Consider the following 15,035-nt stretch of genomic DNA (forward strand, 5'->3'; position numbering starts at 1 on the left):
GATTGGCGGTGCACTTCGGCGTAACATCCATCCGGGCTTCAGGCCCTCACATCAGTAGCCGGAAGGGAGGATGCCATGTATGCCGCCATCCGTCAGGCCAAGGCGAAAAGCGGGAGCGCGGAAGAGCTGGCGCGCCGCATCAAGGACGGTGCCGTTCCGATCATCAGCGACGTCGACGGTTTCCGCGCCTATTACGTCGTCTATGCCGGCGACGACACGGTGACCGCGATCTCGATCTTCGACAAGTTCGAGCAGGCCGAGGAGGCGAACAGGCGCGCGATCGCCTGGATCGAGAAGGATCTGGGCTCGCTGCTGGCAGGGCATGCGAGTGCGGCGGCGGGTCCGGTGATCGTGCATACGCTGGCGTAGAGCCGTTATCCTTCGACCGTTTGCTCGACCGGCAGTCTCGTGCCCCGGACGCAGCGCAAGCGCCTCTTCGGCGGTGCGCTGCAGAGCCGGGGCCCACATAGTGCGGTATGCGTGGCTTGTTGGGTCCTGCGCAGCAGCTCAAGAGCGCTGCAGCGCGTCCGGGACACGCGAGATGAATACCCTCACAACTCCCTCGCGTTCGAGAACGCGAAGCTCGATACCCTTCTCGTCGTCTCGTCCAGGATCAGCGTGCGCGTGATCGGCGGCTCGGCGCGCTGGGCGCAGTTTTCGCGCTCGCAGAGGCGGCAGTTGACGCCGATCGGCGTGCCCTCGGTCTTCTCCAGGTCCATGCCCGCGGCGTAGGTCAGGCGCGCGGCGTGGCGGATCTCGCAACCGAGGCCGATCGCAAAGCGCGGCTGCGGCAGCGGATGCGGCGCGACGGGGCGGCGCACCATCTGCGCGATCGAGAAATAACGCGTGCCGTCGGGCAGCTCGATCACCTGCTTGAGCAGGCGGTCCGGCGTGTCGAAGGTTGAGTGCACGTTCCACAGTGGGCAGGTGCCGCCGAATTTCGAGAACGGGAAGGTGCCGGAGGAGAAGCGCTTGGAGACGTTGCCGGCATTGTCGACACGCAAGAGGAAGAACGGAATGCCGCGCGCATTCGGCCGCTGCAGCGTGGTGAGGCGGTGACAGACCTGCTCGAAGCCGGAATTGAAGCGCTGCGCCAGCACGTGGATGTCGTAGTTGAGCGCTTCGGCGGCGGCGAGGAACGCGGGGTAGGGCATCATCACGGCGGCCGCGAAGTAATTGCCGAGCGTGATGCGGAACAGCCGCCGCGGTGCGTCGTCCAGCGGGCCGGCGCGACCGATGATGGTCTCCAGGGCTTGCGCGCATTCGCCAAGCCCGAGCTGGAAGGCGAGCTGGAACGCGCGGCCGGGCGGGTCGACCAGTTCCGAGATCAGCAGCTGGCGGCGGTGTCGATCGAACCGGCGGAGCGTCTCGCGCATCACATCGACCGGCATGATGCGGGTTTGGATCGAATGCTTTTCGCGCAAGCGCGCGACCAGTGCCGCGTACAGCCCTTCTGCGGGCACGTTCAGTTCATCGCGCAGATTTTCCGCAGCCTGCTCCAGCTCCGGAAAATAGTTACGGTTGGCCTCGATCAGCTCGCGCACGCGCTCGACCGGATTGGCCTCATAGCGCGTGCCGACGTCGCGGTCGGCCATTTGCGCAGCGGCCAGCGTCTCGCCCTGACGGGCCTCGGTATAGGCGGCGTAGAGCCGCTGCAGCGCATGGGTAACGCCGGGGCAGAGCTCGGCGAGGTCGCGCAGCTCCTGCTTGGGCACGTCGATCTGGCGGAACAGGGGATCGGAGAAGATCTCGTTGAGCTCGGCGAAGAAGCGGTCCTCGTCGGCGGTGGCGAGGTCGCGCAGGTCGAGGTCATAGGTCTCGGCCAGCCGCAGCAGGATCTGCGCCGTGACCGGGCGCTGGTTGCGCTCGATCAGGTTGACATAGCTCGGCGAGATCCCGAGCCCCTCGGCGATCTGGGTCTGCGACAGCCCCAATTGCTGCCGGATCCGCCGGAAGCGCGGGCCGACGAAGAGTTTCTTGCCGGAATCGGCGGGCATTTCTCAGATCTCCAGACTCATCGAGGGTCGACCCTACTGACCTAAATTTTACAGAATTTACAAAATAACATGCATTACATGTCCTGATGTTACATGACATCACCAATAAAAGGCAAGGCCTCTATACGAAGTTTCTGTTTTCGCGTTTAGCTCCTGACACGCATATCGCAATGCACTGTCAAGAATGTCGATGGCAAGCCATCGTCAGCGAAAAGGATCCGGCACATGAATTACCAGCCCCGCGGCATCAACGCGCTCCAGCGCCCGGCCTCGTATCAGAGCGAGATCGAGGCGGCCCAGGCGCTTCTCGAGACCAAGCCGACCTGGAACGGGGTGACGGCCGAGGCCGTCGCACGCATGCGCCTGCAGAACCGGTTCAAGACCGGCCTCGACGTCGCCCGCTACACCGCGGCATTGATGCGGGCCGACATGGCCGCCTATGACAACGACCCCACCAAGTACACGCAGTCGCTGGGCTGCTGGCACGGCTTCATCGCCCAGCAGAAGCTGATCTCGGTCAAGAAGCACTTCGGCAAGACCGATCGCACCTACCTCTATCTCTCGGGCTGGATGATCGCGGCGCTGCGCTCCGAGTTCGGTCCGCTGCCCGACCAGTCGATGCACGAGAAGACCTCGGTGCCGGCGCTGATCGAGGAGCTCTACACCTTCCTGCGTCAGGCGGACTCGCGCGAGCTCAACGACATCTTCCGCGCGCTCGACAAGGCGCGCAATGAAGGCGACAAGATCCGCGAGAAGGAGCTGATCGAGAAGATCGACAACTTCCAGACCCATGTCGTGCCCGTCATCGCCGACATCGATGCCGGCTTCGGCAACGCCGAGGCGACCTATCTGCTTGCCAAGAAGATGATCGAAGCGGGCGCCTGCGCGCTGCAGATCGAGAACCAGGTCTCGGACGAGAAGCAGTGCGGCCACCAGGACGGCAAGGTCACCGTGCCGCATGAGGTCTTCCTGGCGAAGATCCGCGCCTGCCGCCACGCCTTCCTCGAGCTCGGCGTCGAAGACGGCATCGTCGTGACCCGCACCGACTCGCTCGGCGCCGGCCTGACGCAGCAGATCGCCGTCAGCCACAAGCCCGGCGACATCGGCGACCAGTACAACAGCTTCCTCGATTGCGAGGAGGTGACGCCGGAGAACGCCCGCAACGGCGACGTCATCATCAACCGCAACGGCAAGATGATGCGTCCGAAGCGGCTGCCCTCCAACCTCTACCAATTCCGCCCCGGCACCGGTGCAGACCGCTGCGTGCTCGATTGCATCACCTCGCTCCAGAACGGCGCCGACCTGCTCTGGATCGAGACCGAGAAGCCGCATATCGAGCAGATCGCCAGCATGGTCGACCGCATCCGCAAGGTGGTGCCGAACGCGAAGCTCGCCTACAACAACTCGCCGTCGTTCAACTGGACGCTCAACTTCCGTTGGCAGGTCTATGACGCCTGGAAGGAAGCCGGCAAGGACGTCAGCAGGTACAACCGTGCCGAGCTGATGAAGGCAGAGTACGACGAAACGCCGCTGGCGCAGGAAGCTGACGAGCGCATCCGCACCTTCCAGGCGGATTCGGCCAAGCGTGCCGGCATCTTCCACCACCTGATCACGTTGCCGACCTACCACACGGCGGCGCTGTCCACTGACAATCTCGCCCGCGAATATTTCGGCGAGCAGGGCATGCTGGGCTACGTCAAGAACGTCCAGCGCGCCGAGATCCGTCAGGGCATCGCCTGCGTGAAGCACCAGAACATGGCCGGCTCCGATATCGGCGACGACCACAAGGAGTACTTCGCAGGTGAAGCTGCCCTGAAGGCCGGCGGCGTCCACAACACCATGAACCAGTTCGGCTAACGAACCACGCTACTCTCGACAGGAGACTGACAATGACCAAAGGCAGCAATTTCTGGGTGATCGGCGGCGAGTTCGGTTCGATGAACTTCCACAAGCTCGTGGAAGGCTCGGCCCAGGTCAAAGGTCCCTTCAAGACCCGCAAGGAAGCCGAGGACTGCTGGCGCGAGGTCTCGGAAGAGAGCCGCCACAAGGCCGGCGTCCGCTTCTCGATCGTGGAAGAGCCGCAGCGCGCCCCGGCGGCCTGATCAGGCGGCCGCCGAGCTTACCTAAGAAGACGTCCAAGGACGGATGGTCCCATCCAGGCTTAGCCTGGGTGGGATCGTCTGTTTTTAGCACAGGTAAACGGCTGTGGGCGCCGTAAGTATCTGGAATTGTGGGCCTTTGCGGAGGGTGTGGTTGCTGATAGGTTAATGACGGAAAGTCGAGGACGAGGCCGACAATGTCAGAGCCCGAGACCAGCGGGACCCATCCCGGCCAGCCGCGCCCGGTGCGGCTGCGCGATGCGCTGCTGCGCGCGCGGATCGAGGCCGCCGACCGGACCGGCGTCGTCGTGGATCTCAGGGACGCCGAGGTGGCGCGGCTCGAGATCCTGAACGATGCGCTCGATCCCCTGTTCGCGCAGGTGCCTGATAAGGTCGACCTGTTCGATCGCGGCATCAGCCAGGGCGATATACCGAGACTCTGGATCGATGTCGTCGCCCATATCGTGATGGGGCGCGACAAGCGGATGTACCGCTTCGTCCAGGACACCCGCTTCGGCCGCATCGTGCTTGCCGAATCGCACGACACCGCTGTGATCGTCGATGCCGTCACCAACTATGTCGCGCGCCGCATGGTCGAGCGCGAGCGTGCGATGGTAGTCCCGCCCGCACCGCAAGCGCCCTCAACCGAGCCGCCGCGCCGCTCGCGCTTCTGGCCATTCGTGTTCGGCTTCGTGCTCGGCGCTGCCGCCTTGTTCGGGGTCGCCCTGGTTGCGGCCTTGCGGAGCTGGTGAATCTCTCTCTCCGCCGTCATTGCGAGCGAAGCGAAGCAATCCAGAGATGTTTCCGCGGAGGATTCTGGATTGCTTCGCTTCGCTCGCAATGACGGAGAACTACATCAACCTTGTATGCTTGATCTGCCCGATCTGGAATCCAGCCCCGAGGCTCCGCACCGTCTGCTCGCAGCGCCAGCCGGCGTTGTCCTTCTCGATTCTGAACAGATTATACGCCGCCGCCGGATAGCGTCCGTGCGCAAGTGCAGAGGCCGAGGGCACGCCGAGCGCTGGAATATTGCCGTTGGGACCCTCGAACCACATCGTCGAATGAATATGGTCGTGCCCGTGCAGCACCAGCTCGACGCCGTGACGCTTCAGGAGCGCGAGCAGTTCCGGCGCGTCCGTCATCCGCTTCTGGCGTGCGCTGGACTTCAGCGGATGATGCACCAGCAGCACGCGGAAGACGTCCTCCGCCGCGAGCCGTTCGAGGACGTCTGCGAGCGAGGCGAGCTGATCGGGACCGAGCGTGCCCGTCGCCATCAGCGGCAGGGTGGGCACCGCCGTGGACAGGCTGATCAGCGCGAGCGGTCCACGCCGGCGCACCGCGGGGAAGGCCGCGGCGCCGGGTGTGTCCGCGGCGATGTAGTGCAGGAACGTTTCGCCGAAGCGATGACGCGTCGCGCTGACATAGGCGTCGTGATTGCCGGGAATCGCGGTGACGCGGTCAGGCGGGCCGACGCTCTCGAGCCAGGCCAGGGCCGGCGCGAATTCCGCCTCCAGCGCGAGGTTGACGAGATCGCCGGTCACCGCGATGTGGTCGGGCGCCTGCGCCTTCATGTCGGCGACGAGCGCGTCGAGAACCTCGCGGCGCTGGTACTTGTGGCGGTTGCGCGTCCAATTGACATAGCCGAGCGCGCGCTTGCTGGCGAGTTCGATCAGCCGCGGCTTCGGCAAAGGCGCTAGATGCGGGTCGGACAGATGGGCGAGCGTGAAGGGGGCCATGGCGCGCGATTGCCTCGCTATTGCTCCGCTGTAATGGCAAGGTCGCGACGAACGCGCAAGCAGGGACTGAAACGGGGCGGCAAGGAAGCTTGATGGGAGAACATCTGAATTGGATGCGACGGAAATTCGAGCCCTTGCTGCGGCGGATCTTCCACGTCTATTTCCTGCTCGTCCGCGGCATGACGCTCGGCGTCCGCGCCGTGGTGCTGGATCCCGACGATCGCGTGTTCCTGGTCAGGCACAGCTACGTCAGCGGCTGGTATCTGCCGGGCGGCGGCGTCGATCTCGGCGAGGCCATGGAAGAGGCGCTACGGCGTGAGCTCAAGGAGGAGGGCGATATCGACCTCACCGGCGCGGCGGTCCTGCACGGCATCTTCCTCAACAGCCACGTCTCCCGCCGCGACCACGTCGCGGTCTACGTGGTCAGGCAGTTCAGGCAGGATCGCCCGCCCGAGCCCAACCGCGAGATCGTCGAATGCGGCTTCTTCGCCATCACCGCGCTGCCCGAGGGCACCACGCCCGGCACGCGGCGGCGGATCGCGGAAGTGCTGGACGGCAAGCCCCTGATTGCGACGTGGCGCTGAGGGCGGCCCGTGCTAAAGCGAGATTTGGTTCACTCGATGCGAGCCAGGAATTCAAGGCACCTCTCCCGTAGGGAGAGGTCGGATCGCATTTATGCGATCCGGGTGAGGGGTTACAGTCTTTCTGTATGCTGCGGCCCCTCACCCGGATTGCTGCGCAATCCGACCTCTCCCCGCCGGGGAGAGGTGGCTTGAGTCCGCGGCTCAAGTAACGCGCTCCAAAGGCCCTTCGGATACTGGATGAAGATTGCCAAAATCGCCTTCGGCCTGATCTGCCTCGCGATCCTCGCCAGCAACGTCGTCACGATGTCGCGCTGGAGCGAGGCGCGCGGGGTCTATGACGACATCTGCTATCTCAGGCAGGCGCACCTGTTCCAGCGCCTCGGCATCGGTGGGCTCAACACCAATGCTCACCTGGACTACGACCATTATTTCGAAGGCAAGCTGAAGCAGATCGCGTTTGCCGAATGGCAGGACCCGATCCGCTGGCCGTGCCACAACCCGATGCCGAACGGCAAGGTCGTGATGCAATATCCGCCGGGCACCGGATTCCTGCTGGCGCTGTTTCCGGAAGGCCACCAGGTGGTGCCGCTCTACATTGCCGCGAGCCTGATCGTCTGCGGCCTTGCGCTGTCAGGCATTGCCATGGCACGCACGCTGCCCTCGCTCGTCGGTGCCGGCCTGTTCGGCGCGCTTGCCGTCTATCTCATGATCAACCCGGCGAAGGCGAGCTATTCGGTGGCGCCAACCATGGCGGTGTGCGCGGTCGCGGGCTTCCTGACGGCGTTGTGGCTGACCAGGGATAAACGCAGCGTGCTGCTGATTGCGCTGATTGGCCTCCTGCTTGGGATGTCGGTCAATTTCAGATTGCCGAATGCGCTGCTCGCGGCCGGCTATGTCATCTATCTGGCCCTCGCGTTCCTGCGGATGCGGACGCTGTCAGCCTTCGCGCAGGGGCTCGGCTTCGCCGCCGCTGTCCTCGTCGGCATGGCTCCGACCTTGCTCGCCCAGGCCGTCAATGCCGGCAGCCCGCTGGCCACGACCTATGGCAGCGCCGACGTGGTTGCGCCGGGCTTCGATTTTGCCGTGCTCGGCCAGTATCTGCGCGACATGCAATTCGTGCTGATCGTGCTGGCGATCGGCTCCACGGCCTGGCTGTTGCGGGTGGGCGAGGGGAGCGTGCGGCAGGTGGCCCTCGTCGTCGCCGGCAATCTCATCGTCAATCTCGGCTTCTTCCTGAGCCATCCGATCTTCACGCCCTATTACATCGTGCCGATCGCGATGCTCTCCCTGTGGAGCACCTCTTTCGCCTGGCTGATGCATCCGGAACAGGCACGGCAGGCTGCGCCGCTCGGGCGCGAGCCGACAAGCCTCGGAGTGCCGTCGCGATGACCTCAACGCAACTTCGCATCGCCGTGCTGGTGCCCTGCTACAACGAGGAGGCGGCGGTCGCGACCGTCGTTACCGATTTCCGCAAGTCGCTGCCCTCGGCCGAGATTTACGTCTACGACAACAATTCGCGCGACCGTACCGCGGCGGTCGCGCGCGAAGCCGGCGCAATCGTGCGCAGCGAGCGCCGGCAGGGCAAGGGGCACGTCGTGCGCCGCATGTTCGCGGACATCGAGGCCGACGTCTATGTGCTGGTCGACGGCGATGCGACCTACGATGCGCCGAGCGCGCCGCGCATGATCGACAGGCTGCTTGACGATCATCTCGACATGGTGGTCGGCCTTCGCGTCGATCAGGTCCAGGCCGCTTACCGACTCGGCCATCGCACCGGCAACCGCATGTTGACCAGCTTTCTGTCCTCGACCTTCGGCCACGCTTTCAAGGATATCCTGTCCGGCTATCGGGTGTTCTCACGCCGCTTCGTCAAATCCTTTCCCGTCCTCTCCGACGGTTTCGAGATCGAGACCGAGCTCGCGGTCTATGCGCTGGAATTGTCGCTGCCGGTCGCCGAGATCGAGACGCCCTATTACGCGCGCCCTGAAGGCTCGTTCTCGAAGCTCAATACCTGGCGTGACGGATTTCGCATCCTCGGCACCATGCTGAAGCTTTACCGTTCGGAGCGGCCGTTGCGCTTCTTCACGGTGATCGGAATCCTGCTGGCGCTGGCCTCGGTGATCCTTGCGATCCCGATCGTGATCACCTTCATCGAAACCGGCCTCGTGCCGCGCCTGCCGACCGCCGTGCTGTCGATGGGCTTGATGATCATGGCCCTGCTGTCGGCGTCGTCGGGGCTCGTGCTCGACACGGTCACGCGAGGGCGGCGGGAGATGAAGATGCTGGCCTACCTGTCCCAGCCGGCGTTGAAAAGGAACTGAGCGCCCTCGCTGCCCGATGGACCGCGGTCCGTTCAGGTGCTATCCCGCAAATCGACATGAACGATCTCTCACTGACCATCCTTCCCGAAGCCGCCGGCGACGCCCAGGCGATCGAGCGGCTGCACGAACGTACTTTCGGTCCCGGCCGCTTCGTGCTGAGCGCCTACCGGATTCGCGAGCACGTCGACCATCTGCTCGAAGTGTCCTTCACCGCCCGCATCGGCACGCTGCTGGTCGGCTCGGTCAGGCAATTGCCGATCCTGATCGGCGACACGCCCGCGCTGCTGCTCGGGCCGCTCACCGTCGAGCCGCCGTTCCGCGACCGCGGCATTGGCCGTCTGTTGATGGAGCGCGCGCTGAAGGACGCCAGGGAAAAAGGTCATCGCCTCGTGCTGCTGGTCGGCGACGAACCCTATTACAGCCGCGTCGGATTCAAGCCGGTCCCCAAGGGCCGCGTCATCATGCCAGGCCCCGTCGACGCCGCCCGCATCCTCGTATTCGAGCTCGTCGACGGCGCCTTCGAGGGCGTGTCTGGCCCGGTCGGCCCCGACTGGAGCAAGGCGCGGGGCTAGCTGCTAAGTCCGTAGCCCGGATGAGCGAAGCGACATCCGGGAAACCTGTTGCTACAGATGCACTGCCCCGGATATCGCTTCGCTCATCCGGGCTATCAGGCCGTGGATTGGAAGCACGGCGGCGCCTCATCCTCCGTCATTGCGAGCGCAGCGAAGCAATCCAGAATCGTTCCGCAGAGGCGGTCTGGATTGCTTCCTCGCAAGAGCTCCTCGCAATGACGGTGTGTCGAGCGACGCTCAGAACTTGAAGTTCGCGAACGCCCTGACGCCGATGCCGGGCATCAGCACCTCGTCCTTGGTGTAGGACACCGAGTTGCGGATGTTCTCGTTGAGGAGATTGTTGCCGACGAGGCCGACCAGCATCTCGCGCGCGCCGAACGGATTCGGATTGAGCTTGGTCTTGTAGCTGACCTCGGCCCGCAACAAATTGTAGCCGGCCGTCGGCATCTCCGCGATCACGGCCACGTTGTTCTGCGCGAAGGCGTGCAACAGGTTGATCCGCATCAGCCAGTTGTCGTCGCGCCAGAACAGGCCGCCGCCCATGCGCATGGGCGGAATTCGCGGCACGTTGGTGCCGTCGCTGAAGGTGGCGCGGACGAAGTCGAGCTGGTTCTCGATGCCCCAGATGCCGCCCTGGAACGCGCCGACGTCGAGCTGCGACTGGAATTCACCGCCGCGGAAGTTCGCATTCCGTTGCGAGTAGACCGCCTGGTTCAGCTCGCCATCGGGCGCACCGCAGGAGGCAAAGTCATCGTCGCACATCACCCCGGTAAGCCGGCGAAAAATGAAATTGTCGAAATGCGTGTAGTAGACGGTCGCCTCGAAGCGGAACGGCCCCGTCGCCCTGCGTACCCCGAGCTCGACCGATTTTGCGGTCTCGATCGTGAGGTTCGGATTGCCGATGTCGAACGTCGCCGTCGCGTCATGGCCGCCGCGGGAAAACAGCTCGGCCGCCTTGGGCGCGCGCTCGACATATTGCGCGGTGATGCTGCCGACCATGCCGCCCGGCAGGTCCTGCAACAGGCCGATGCTGCCGCTCTTCGGCGTGAAGGACGGATTGCGCGCGATCGCCGCCTGCGGCGTGCCGTCGGGCAGATAATCCGCGGGGAAGTCCGGCGTCGTGCCGTGCAGCTCGACATGCTCGATGCGGCCGGCGATCTGCGCCCGCGTCTGCTCGCTGAACTTGAACTCGTTGAAGGCGTAAGCAGCAACGCGCGTGCTGTTGTTCGGGTCCCACAAGCCGTTGAACAGCGTGCCGGGATTGTCCGGGCTCGGCGCGCTCAATTCCTGATGTCCCACCTGGAAGCCGAGCGCCGTCGTCACCTCGGCGAAGCGCGCGTTGAACGGCATCAGCTGCACCTCGGTGCGGATCTCCTGCTCCTTGTTGGTGAAGGTCTGCCTAATGCCGTCGCTGTTGAGGTCGGCGGGATCGGCAAGGCCGATCTCATTGTGGCGGTAGTCGGTCGCGCCGGCCCAGAAGCGGATCGCGTCGATCGCGGCAGCATCAGGATGGTACTCGCCCTTGACGTTGATCTTGGTCTGGTGGCCGTCGATCCGCGTCTTGTGGTCGGCGCCGTCGATGCCGGGGATGTGGTAGAGCGAGTCGTTCTGGGTGATCGATGCGCCGATATAGCCGCCCTGGAAGAAGTAGGAGCCGCCGATCGAGGCGCCGTCCGAGCGCGTTGCCGAATTCGGCTGGCGACCGTTCACAGGTCGCGACTGGTCGGTCAGGTAGGGGTAGCTCGGGATGGAATAGTCCGAAGTCGTCCGGCCATAGGCGTCGGCATGGAAGGCAAAATTGCCGCCGCCAGTATCGAGCAGCACGCCGCTTTCGACGCCGCGATCGACCGAGCTGAACGCGGTGCGTGTCTCGGCGGTGACGCAAGGCGAAGTCGTGGCGCTCGCGAGCGGCGCCTTGGTCGGCAGACCGTAGGTCTGGAACGACGGCGCGCAGGAGGGCAGCGCATCCGGAATTCGGTTGTTGGTGGCGCTGACCACGCCGCCGATCGAGGTCGAGCCGTAGCGCAGTGCCGCCGGCCCGCGCACCACTTCGACCTGGTTGGTCGCGAGCGGATCGATCGGGACGAAATGATCCTCGCCGAGGTCGGAGGCGCCTCCGCCATTGGTGCCGTTCTCGACGATGCCGACGCGGTTGACGTCGAGACCCCTGATGATCGGCCGGCTGGATGCGCCCGGCGCGAAGCTCGATCCAGTGATGCCGGGCTTGGAGAACAGGAGATCGCCGAGCTGACCGCCGCCCTCCCGGCGTATCTCCTCGTTCGGCACCACGGTGACGGTGGCGAACTGGTTGGTCACGACAGGCAGCACGCCCTGCTGAGGCGCGGCGGGCACGGGCGCTGCCGGCGCCGCTTCCGCCGTCTGTTGGCGGCTGCGCACGCGCGCGGTCCGCGTGCCGCGGCCCACGTTGCGCGACGGCACCACCGCTCTGCGCACGATGGGGCTTGGAGCGGTTACGGTAACGGCGGGGATCTCGGTCGACGACTTGTCTTGCGCCGTGTCTTGGGCAAGCGCAGATGTAGCGGCGGCGCCGAGAAGGAGCAGGCTGGCTCCGCCAAGGCGCTGCGCGCGTCGCAATTGAAATGACATGGTCCTGATTCCAGTCAGGCGCCGTCCGGATGATGGGTCTGCTGATCGGAGGCGGCCTGCCGTCGCGGCGCGACGGAATTCGACTTCAACTTCTCCCATTCATTCGCCGGCGTCCGGCGAGGCTGGGCGTGATCAAGCGCGTTGGAGGTCAGGACGCGGGAGGAGCGCGGGGCTGGAACGCCCTCCCGGCCGATTTCAGATGGAGAAATTCCGCATCGGTGGTGAGGTGGAGCAGCTCGATCGCCTGCGGCAGCAGCAGAACGGGCGGCGCCGCCGATACGACGGTGCCTGCCATCGCAATGATGGCGCAGATAGCGCAATTGTCCTCGCCCGAATGCTCGCGGTCGGGGCCGGCGGGCGATTGCTTCTGGACCGCGGCGCGGTCGATCGCCGGAACGCGCTTGGCACTATCCCTGGCACTGTCCTTGGCGCCGTCGGTCTGCTGCAACGAGGATTGGGCGAGGGGTGCGGCCTGGGCGAACCAATGGCTGTGGCCGAATGTCAGCGCGAACTGCACCAGCATCGCGAACAACGCGAGCCGGGCGCCGTGCCTGATATTCGACCGGAACCACTTCATCTGGAAACGCCACCCCCACACCAAGGCGTCAATCCCAGGACGCCACGATGTTATAGTGTAACATCGCCCGAACGGTCTGCGGATGTCAACCGCGAGCGGATCGGCGCATGCAGGCCGCCGATCCGATGTGTCGTTCGGGCAACTAGAGTGAGATGAGATTGGCTGAACCGATGTGAGCCGAGGGTTCACCTCTCCCGTAGGGAGAGGTCGGATCGCATCGAAGATGCGAGCCGGGTGAGGGCTTGCGGTCTCACGGTGCGCTGCGGCCCCTCACCCGGATTGCTCAGGCGCGCAATTGCGCGCCATAGCAATCGGACCTCTCTCCGTTGGGGAGAGGTGAGCCACTGCCGACCGACCATCCATTGCGCTTCAGGAGTTCACCGCCCCTCGCGGACCCAGGTCGCGGCGAAGGCGCCGAGTAGCAGCAGAAGGCCGATCAGGCCGGCAAAGATCGGCAGCACGCCCACGCCCTTCACGATGCTGGCGTCGCGCATCCGCACGCCCATCCAGCCGTCGCCGGCAAAGACGCTGGTCGAACGCACCGGCAGGATGCGCGGCAGCTCGACGCTGGAGCCACTGGCCACGCGCACGGCGTTGCCGCCCGTTGCCTGTGTCAGCGGCTTCAAGGTATCGACGGTGGAGGTGACCTCCGAAAACTCCTTCGGATTGGTCGGGCCGACATTGATCAGCGCCTTCAGCGTGCCGTCGGTGGCCTGCCACAGGCCGAGCTCGTTCGCCGGCAGGCTGGCACGCCACTCGCCGGGATCGCCGGGGCTCAGGGTCAAATCGTGCGACACGCCCGACGGCGAGGTCACGCTCACCGGCTGGACGCTGTCCGACATGGTCTGGCGCACCACGACGAGATCCTTGCCCTGCACCTGGAGGCGCAGCGCCTCTTCATCGAGATCGGGCTGCTTCATCAGCCAGTGCGACATCCGTCTGAGCAGGTCGAGATGCGGCCCTCCGCCCTCATAGCCGCGCGCCCACAGCCAGATGTGATCGGAGAGCAAGAGCGCGACGCGGCCCTCGCCGAAGCGCGACAGGAACAGCAGCGGCTTGCCGTCGACACCGGTCATGACCGGCGGGTTGACGGCATTGCGGGTATCGACGGTGCGGAAGAAGCGGCTCCAGCGCGGCGGCTCGCTGGCGGAGCCCTCGAGGCCACGCGTGACGGGATGGCGTTTGCCGATGTCCGACAGATGCGCATAGAACGGCTTCTCGGTCACGCCGACCGGCTCGGCCGGCAGCACCGAATCCAGTGGCGTGCGCCAGATGCTGGTGTTGGAGGCGTAATCGGGACCTGCCGAGACCAGCACCGCGCCGCCCGCGCGCACATAGCGCGCGATGTTGTCGAAATAGGCGGTCGGCAGCACGCCCTGGCGGGCGTAGCGGTCGAAGATGATCAGCTGGAATTCGTTGATCTTCTGCTGAAACAATTCGCGCGTCGGAAACGCGATCAGCGACAATTCGTTGATCGGCGTGCCGTCCTGCTTCTCCGGCGGACGCAGGATGGTGAAGTGCACGAGGTCGACGCTGGCGTCGGATTTGAGCAGATTGCGCCAGGTGCGCTCGCCGGAATGCGGCTCGCCCGAGACCAGGAGCACGCGCAGCTTGTCGCGCACGCCATCGATGGCGACCACGGCGCGGTTGTTCACCGGTGTCAATTCGCGTTCGAGCGGCGAGGCCTCGATCTCGACGATGTTCGGGCCGGCGTGCTTGATGTCGACGTCGACGCTGGCGGCCTGGCCGCTCGAGAGCGTGCGCTCGTTGATGACCTCGCCGTCCCTGCGGACCGTGACCTTGGCGCGCTCGCTCGTGACGCCCTGGTCGTCGAGGCGGTAGCTGACGGTCTGGGTCTGCCCGACGATGCCGAAGCGTGGCGCCGCCGTGATCGCGATGCGGCGGTCGCGCTCGTCCTTCTGCCCGGTGATCAGCGCGTGCACCGGCGCCTGGAAACCGAGCGCGGCGACGTTCGCGGGAATGTCGTGGACGCGGCCGTCGGTGATCAGGAACGCGCCGGCGACGCGGTCGACCGGCACGTCCGACAAAGCCGAGGCGAGCGCGCCGAACAGTTTGGTGCCGTCGGTCTCGCCGTCGGCCTGTCCGGCGTCGACGACGCGCACCTCGAGACCCTTGATCTTCTTCAGGCTGTCGACCAGCGCTTCCTGCGCAGCTGCGGCCTCGCGATTGCGGTTGCCGAAATTCTGGCTCGGGCTCTTGTCGACGACGATTGCGGCGACCGAGGTGAGCGGATCGCGGTCTTCACGTGTGAAGGAGGGATTGGCGAGCGCAAGCAGGAACAGCGCCAGCGCGGCCACGCGCACCGCAGCGCCGCGCGCACGCGCCACCAGCAGCAGAAGCGCGATGACGACGATCGCGGCCAGCGCGAGCCACAGGACGATCGCGGGAACGAGCGGCGTGAATGCGATGCCGTAATTCATCAGATAGACCTATCAACGTCATTCCGGAGCGGTCCGTAGGACCGAATCCGGAATCTCGAGATTCCCCGAAGCGCAATTGCGCTCGGAGGTCTGGTCCTTCG

The 15,035-nt window shown here is 65.2% G+C and carries 13 protein-coding genes; 8 read left to right on the top strand and 5 right to left on the bottom strand.

Annotated features, from left to right (window positions below; translation table 11 throughout):
* The first annotated feature begins 75 nt into the window (after positions 1 to 75).
* A complete protein-coding gene (locus P6U29_RS09620) occupies positions 76 to 369 on the top strand; it encodes an antibiotic biosynthesis monooxygenase (protein WP_045005289.1) in 294 nt (97 codons plus the stop codon).
* Positions 370 to 551: 182 nt separating this feature from the next.
* Here the strand turns inward: P6U29_RS09620 and P6U29_RS09625 are convergent, their stop codons facing one another.
* Positions 552 to 1,997: a short-chain fatty acyl-CoA regulator family protein gene (locus P6U29_RS09625; RefSeq protein ID WP_407117374.1), complete on the bottom strand. Its 1,446-nt coding sequence runs from the start codon at positions 1,995 to 1,997 to the stop codon at positions 552 to 554.
* 225 nt (positions 1,998 to 2,222) lie between these two features.
* Here P6U29_RS09625 and P6U29_RS09630 point away from each other — a divergent pair, with 225 nt between their 5' ends.
* The 3 genes from P6U29_RS09630 to P6U29_RS09640 all read left to right on the top strand — a co-directional run bounded on the left by P6U29_RS09630 (position 2,223) and on the right by P6U29_RS09640 (position 4,848).
* Positions 2,223 to 3,854 (top strand): isocitrate lyase, encoded by a 1,632-nt coding sequence (locus tag P6U29_RS09630; RefSeq protein WP_407117375.1) that lies wholly within the window; start codon positions 2,223 to 2,225, stop codon positions 3,852 to 3,854.
* A 32-nt stretch (positions 3,855 to 3,886) separates the two neighbouring features.
* The gene (locus P6U29_RS09635; protein ID WP_024341447.1) at positions 3,887 to 4,099 is read left to right on the top strand and encodes a hypothetical protein; all 213 of its coding nucleotides are present in this window, start codon (positions 3,887 to 3,889) and stop codon (positions 4,097 to 4,099) included.
* A gap of 194 nt (positions 4,100 to 4,293) precedes the next feature.
* Positions 4,294 to 4,848, top strand: coding sequence for a hypothetical protein (locus P6U29_RS09640; protein WP_407117376.1), 555 nt, complete (start codon positions 4,294 to 4,296; stop codon positions 4,846 to 4,848).
* 99 nt (positions 4,849 to 4,947) lie between these two features.
* Here P6U29_RS09640 and P6U29_RS09645 read toward each other — a convergent pair whose 3' ends face one another.
* The gene (locus P6U29_RS09645) at positions 4,948 to 5,832 is read right to left on the bottom strand and encodes a metallophosphoesterase family protein (protein ID WP_407117377.1); all 885 of its coding nucleotides are present in this window, start codon (positions 5,830 to 5,832) and stop codon (positions 4,948 to 4,950) included.
* A 92-nt stretch (positions 5,833 to 5,924) separates the two neighbouring features.
* Here P6U29_RS09645 and P6U29_RS09650 point away from each other — a divergent pair, with 92 nt between their 5' ends.
* The 4 genes from P6U29_RS09650 to P6U29_RS09665 all read left to right on the top strand — a co-directional run bounded on the left by P6U29_RS09650 (position 5,925) and on the right by P6U29_RS09665 (position 9,309).
* Positions 5,925 to 6,416 carry an NUDIX domain-containing protein gene (locus tag P6U29_RS09650; protein WP_407117378.1) on the top strand — a complete coding sequence of 164 codons (492 nt, stop codon included), beginning with the start codon at positions 5,925 to 5,927 and terminating at the stop codon, positions 6,414 to 6,416.
* A gap of 237 nt (positions 6,417 to 6,653) precedes the next feature.
* Positions 6,654 to 7,805 (top strand): hypothetical protein, encoded by a 1,152-nt coding sequence (locus P6U29_RS09655; protein WP_407117379.1) that lies wholly within the window; start codon positions 6,654 to 6,656, stop codon positions 7,803 to 7,805.
* The gene (locus tag P6U29_RS09660; RefSeq protein WP_407117380.1) at positions 7,802 to 8,737 is read left to right on the top strand and encodes a glycosyltransferase family 2 protein; all 936 of its coding nucleotides are present in this window, start codon (positions 7,802 to 7,804) and stop codon (positions 8,735 to 8,737) included. The genes P6U29_RS09655 and P6U29_RS09660 overlap by 4 nt, the downstream gene beginning before the upstream one ends.
* Before the next feature lie 56 nt (positions 8,738 to 8,793).
* Positions 8,794 to 9,309, top strand: coding sequence for a GNAT family N-acetyltransferase (locus P6U29_RS09665; RefSeq protein ID WP_407117381.1), 516 nt, complete (start codon positions 8,794 to 8,796; stop codon positions 9,307 to 9,309).
* Positions 9,310 to 9,546: 237 nt separating this feature from the next.
* Here P6U29_RS09665 and P6U29_RS09670 read toward each other — a convergent pair whose 3' ends face one another.
* The 3 genes from P6U29_RS09670 to P6U29_RS09680 form a co-directional block, all read right to left on the bottom strand.
* Positions 9,547 to 11,916 (bottom strand): TonB-dependent receptor, encoded by a 2,370-nt coding sequence (locus P6U29_RS09670; RefSeq protein WP_407117382.1) that lies wholly within the window; start codon positions 11,914 to 11,916, stop codon positions 9,547 to 9,549.
* 148 nt (positions 11,917 to 12,064) lie between these two features.
* Positions 12,065 to 12,493: a DUF2946 domain-containing protein gene (locus P6U29_RS09675; protein ID WP_407117383.1), complete on the bottom strand. Its 429-nt coding sequence runs from the start codon at positions 12,491 to 12,493 to the stop codon at positions 12,065 to 12,067.
* Positions 12,494 to 12,870: 377 nt separating this feature from the next.
* Complete coding sequence (locus P6U29_RS09680) at positions 12,871 to 14,934, bottom strand: hypothetical protein (RefSeq protein ID WP_407117384.1); 2,064 nt, start codon at positions 14,932 to 14,934, stop codon at positions 12,871 to 12,873.
* Positions 14,935 to 15,035: the final 101 nt, after the last annotated feature.

It is taken from the genome of Bradyrhizobium sp. LMG 9283 (assembly GCF_045571415.1).
Taxonomy (GTDB): Bacteria; Pseudomonadota; Alphaproteobacteria; order Rhizobiales; family Xanthobacteraceae; genus Bradyrhizobium.

Bases quoted from the DNA above. Each gene is read 5' to 3' on its own strand.
- P6U29_RS09660 (WP_407117380.1), top strand. From the start codon at position 7,802: ATGACCTCAACGCAACTTCGCATCGCCGTGCTGGTGCCCTGCTACAAC.
- P6U29_RS09640 (WP_407117376.1), top strand. From the start codon at position 4,294: ATGTCAGAGCCCGAGACCAGCGGGACCCATCCCGGCCAGCCGCGCCCG.
- P6U29_RS09635 (WP_024341447.1), top strand. From the start codon at position 3,887: ATGACCAAAGGCAGCAATTTCTGGGTGATCGGCGGCGAGTTCGGTTCG.
- P6U29_RS09620 (WP_045005289.1), top strand. From the start codon at position 76: ATGTATGCCGCCATCCGTCAGGCCAAGGCGAAAAGCGGGAGCGCGGAA.
- P6U29_RS09650 (WP_407117378.1), top strand. From the start codon at position 5,925: ATGGGAGAACATCTGAATTGGATGCGACGGAAATTCGAGCCCTTGCTG.
- P6U29_RS09655 (WP_407117379.1), top strand. From the start codon at position 6,654: ATGAAGATTGCCAAAATCGCCTTCGGCCTGATCTGCCTCGCGATCCTC.
- P6U29_RS09670 (WP_407117382.1), bottom strand. From the start codon at position 11,916: ATGTCATTTCAATTGCGACGCGCGCAGCGCCTTGGCGGAGCCAGCCTG.
- P6U29_RS09665 (WP_407117381.1), top strand. From the start codon at position 8,794: ATGAACGATCTCTCACTGACCATCCTTCCCGAAGCCGCCGGCGACGCC.
- P6U29_RS09680 (WP_407117384.1), bottom strand. From the start codon at position 14,934: ATGAATTACGGCATCGCATTCACGCCGCTCGTTCCCGCGATCGTCCTG.
- P6U29_RS09630 (WP_407117375.1), top strand. From the start codon at position 2,223: ATGAATTACCAGCCCCGCGGCATCAACGCGCTCCAGCGCCCGGCCTCG.
- P6U29_RS09645 (WP_407117377.1), bottom strand. From the start codon at position 5,832: ATGGCCCCCTTCACGCTCGCCCATCTGTCCGACCCGCATCTAGCGCCT.
- P6U29_RS09625 (WP_407117374.1), bottom strand. From the start codon at position 1,997: ATGCCCGCCGATTCCGGCAAGAAACTCTTCGTCGGCCCGCGCTTCCGG.
- P6U29_RS09675 (WP_407117383.1), bottom strand. From the start codon at position 12,493: ATGAAGTGGTTCCGGTCGAATATCAGGCACGGCGCCCGGCTCGCGTTG.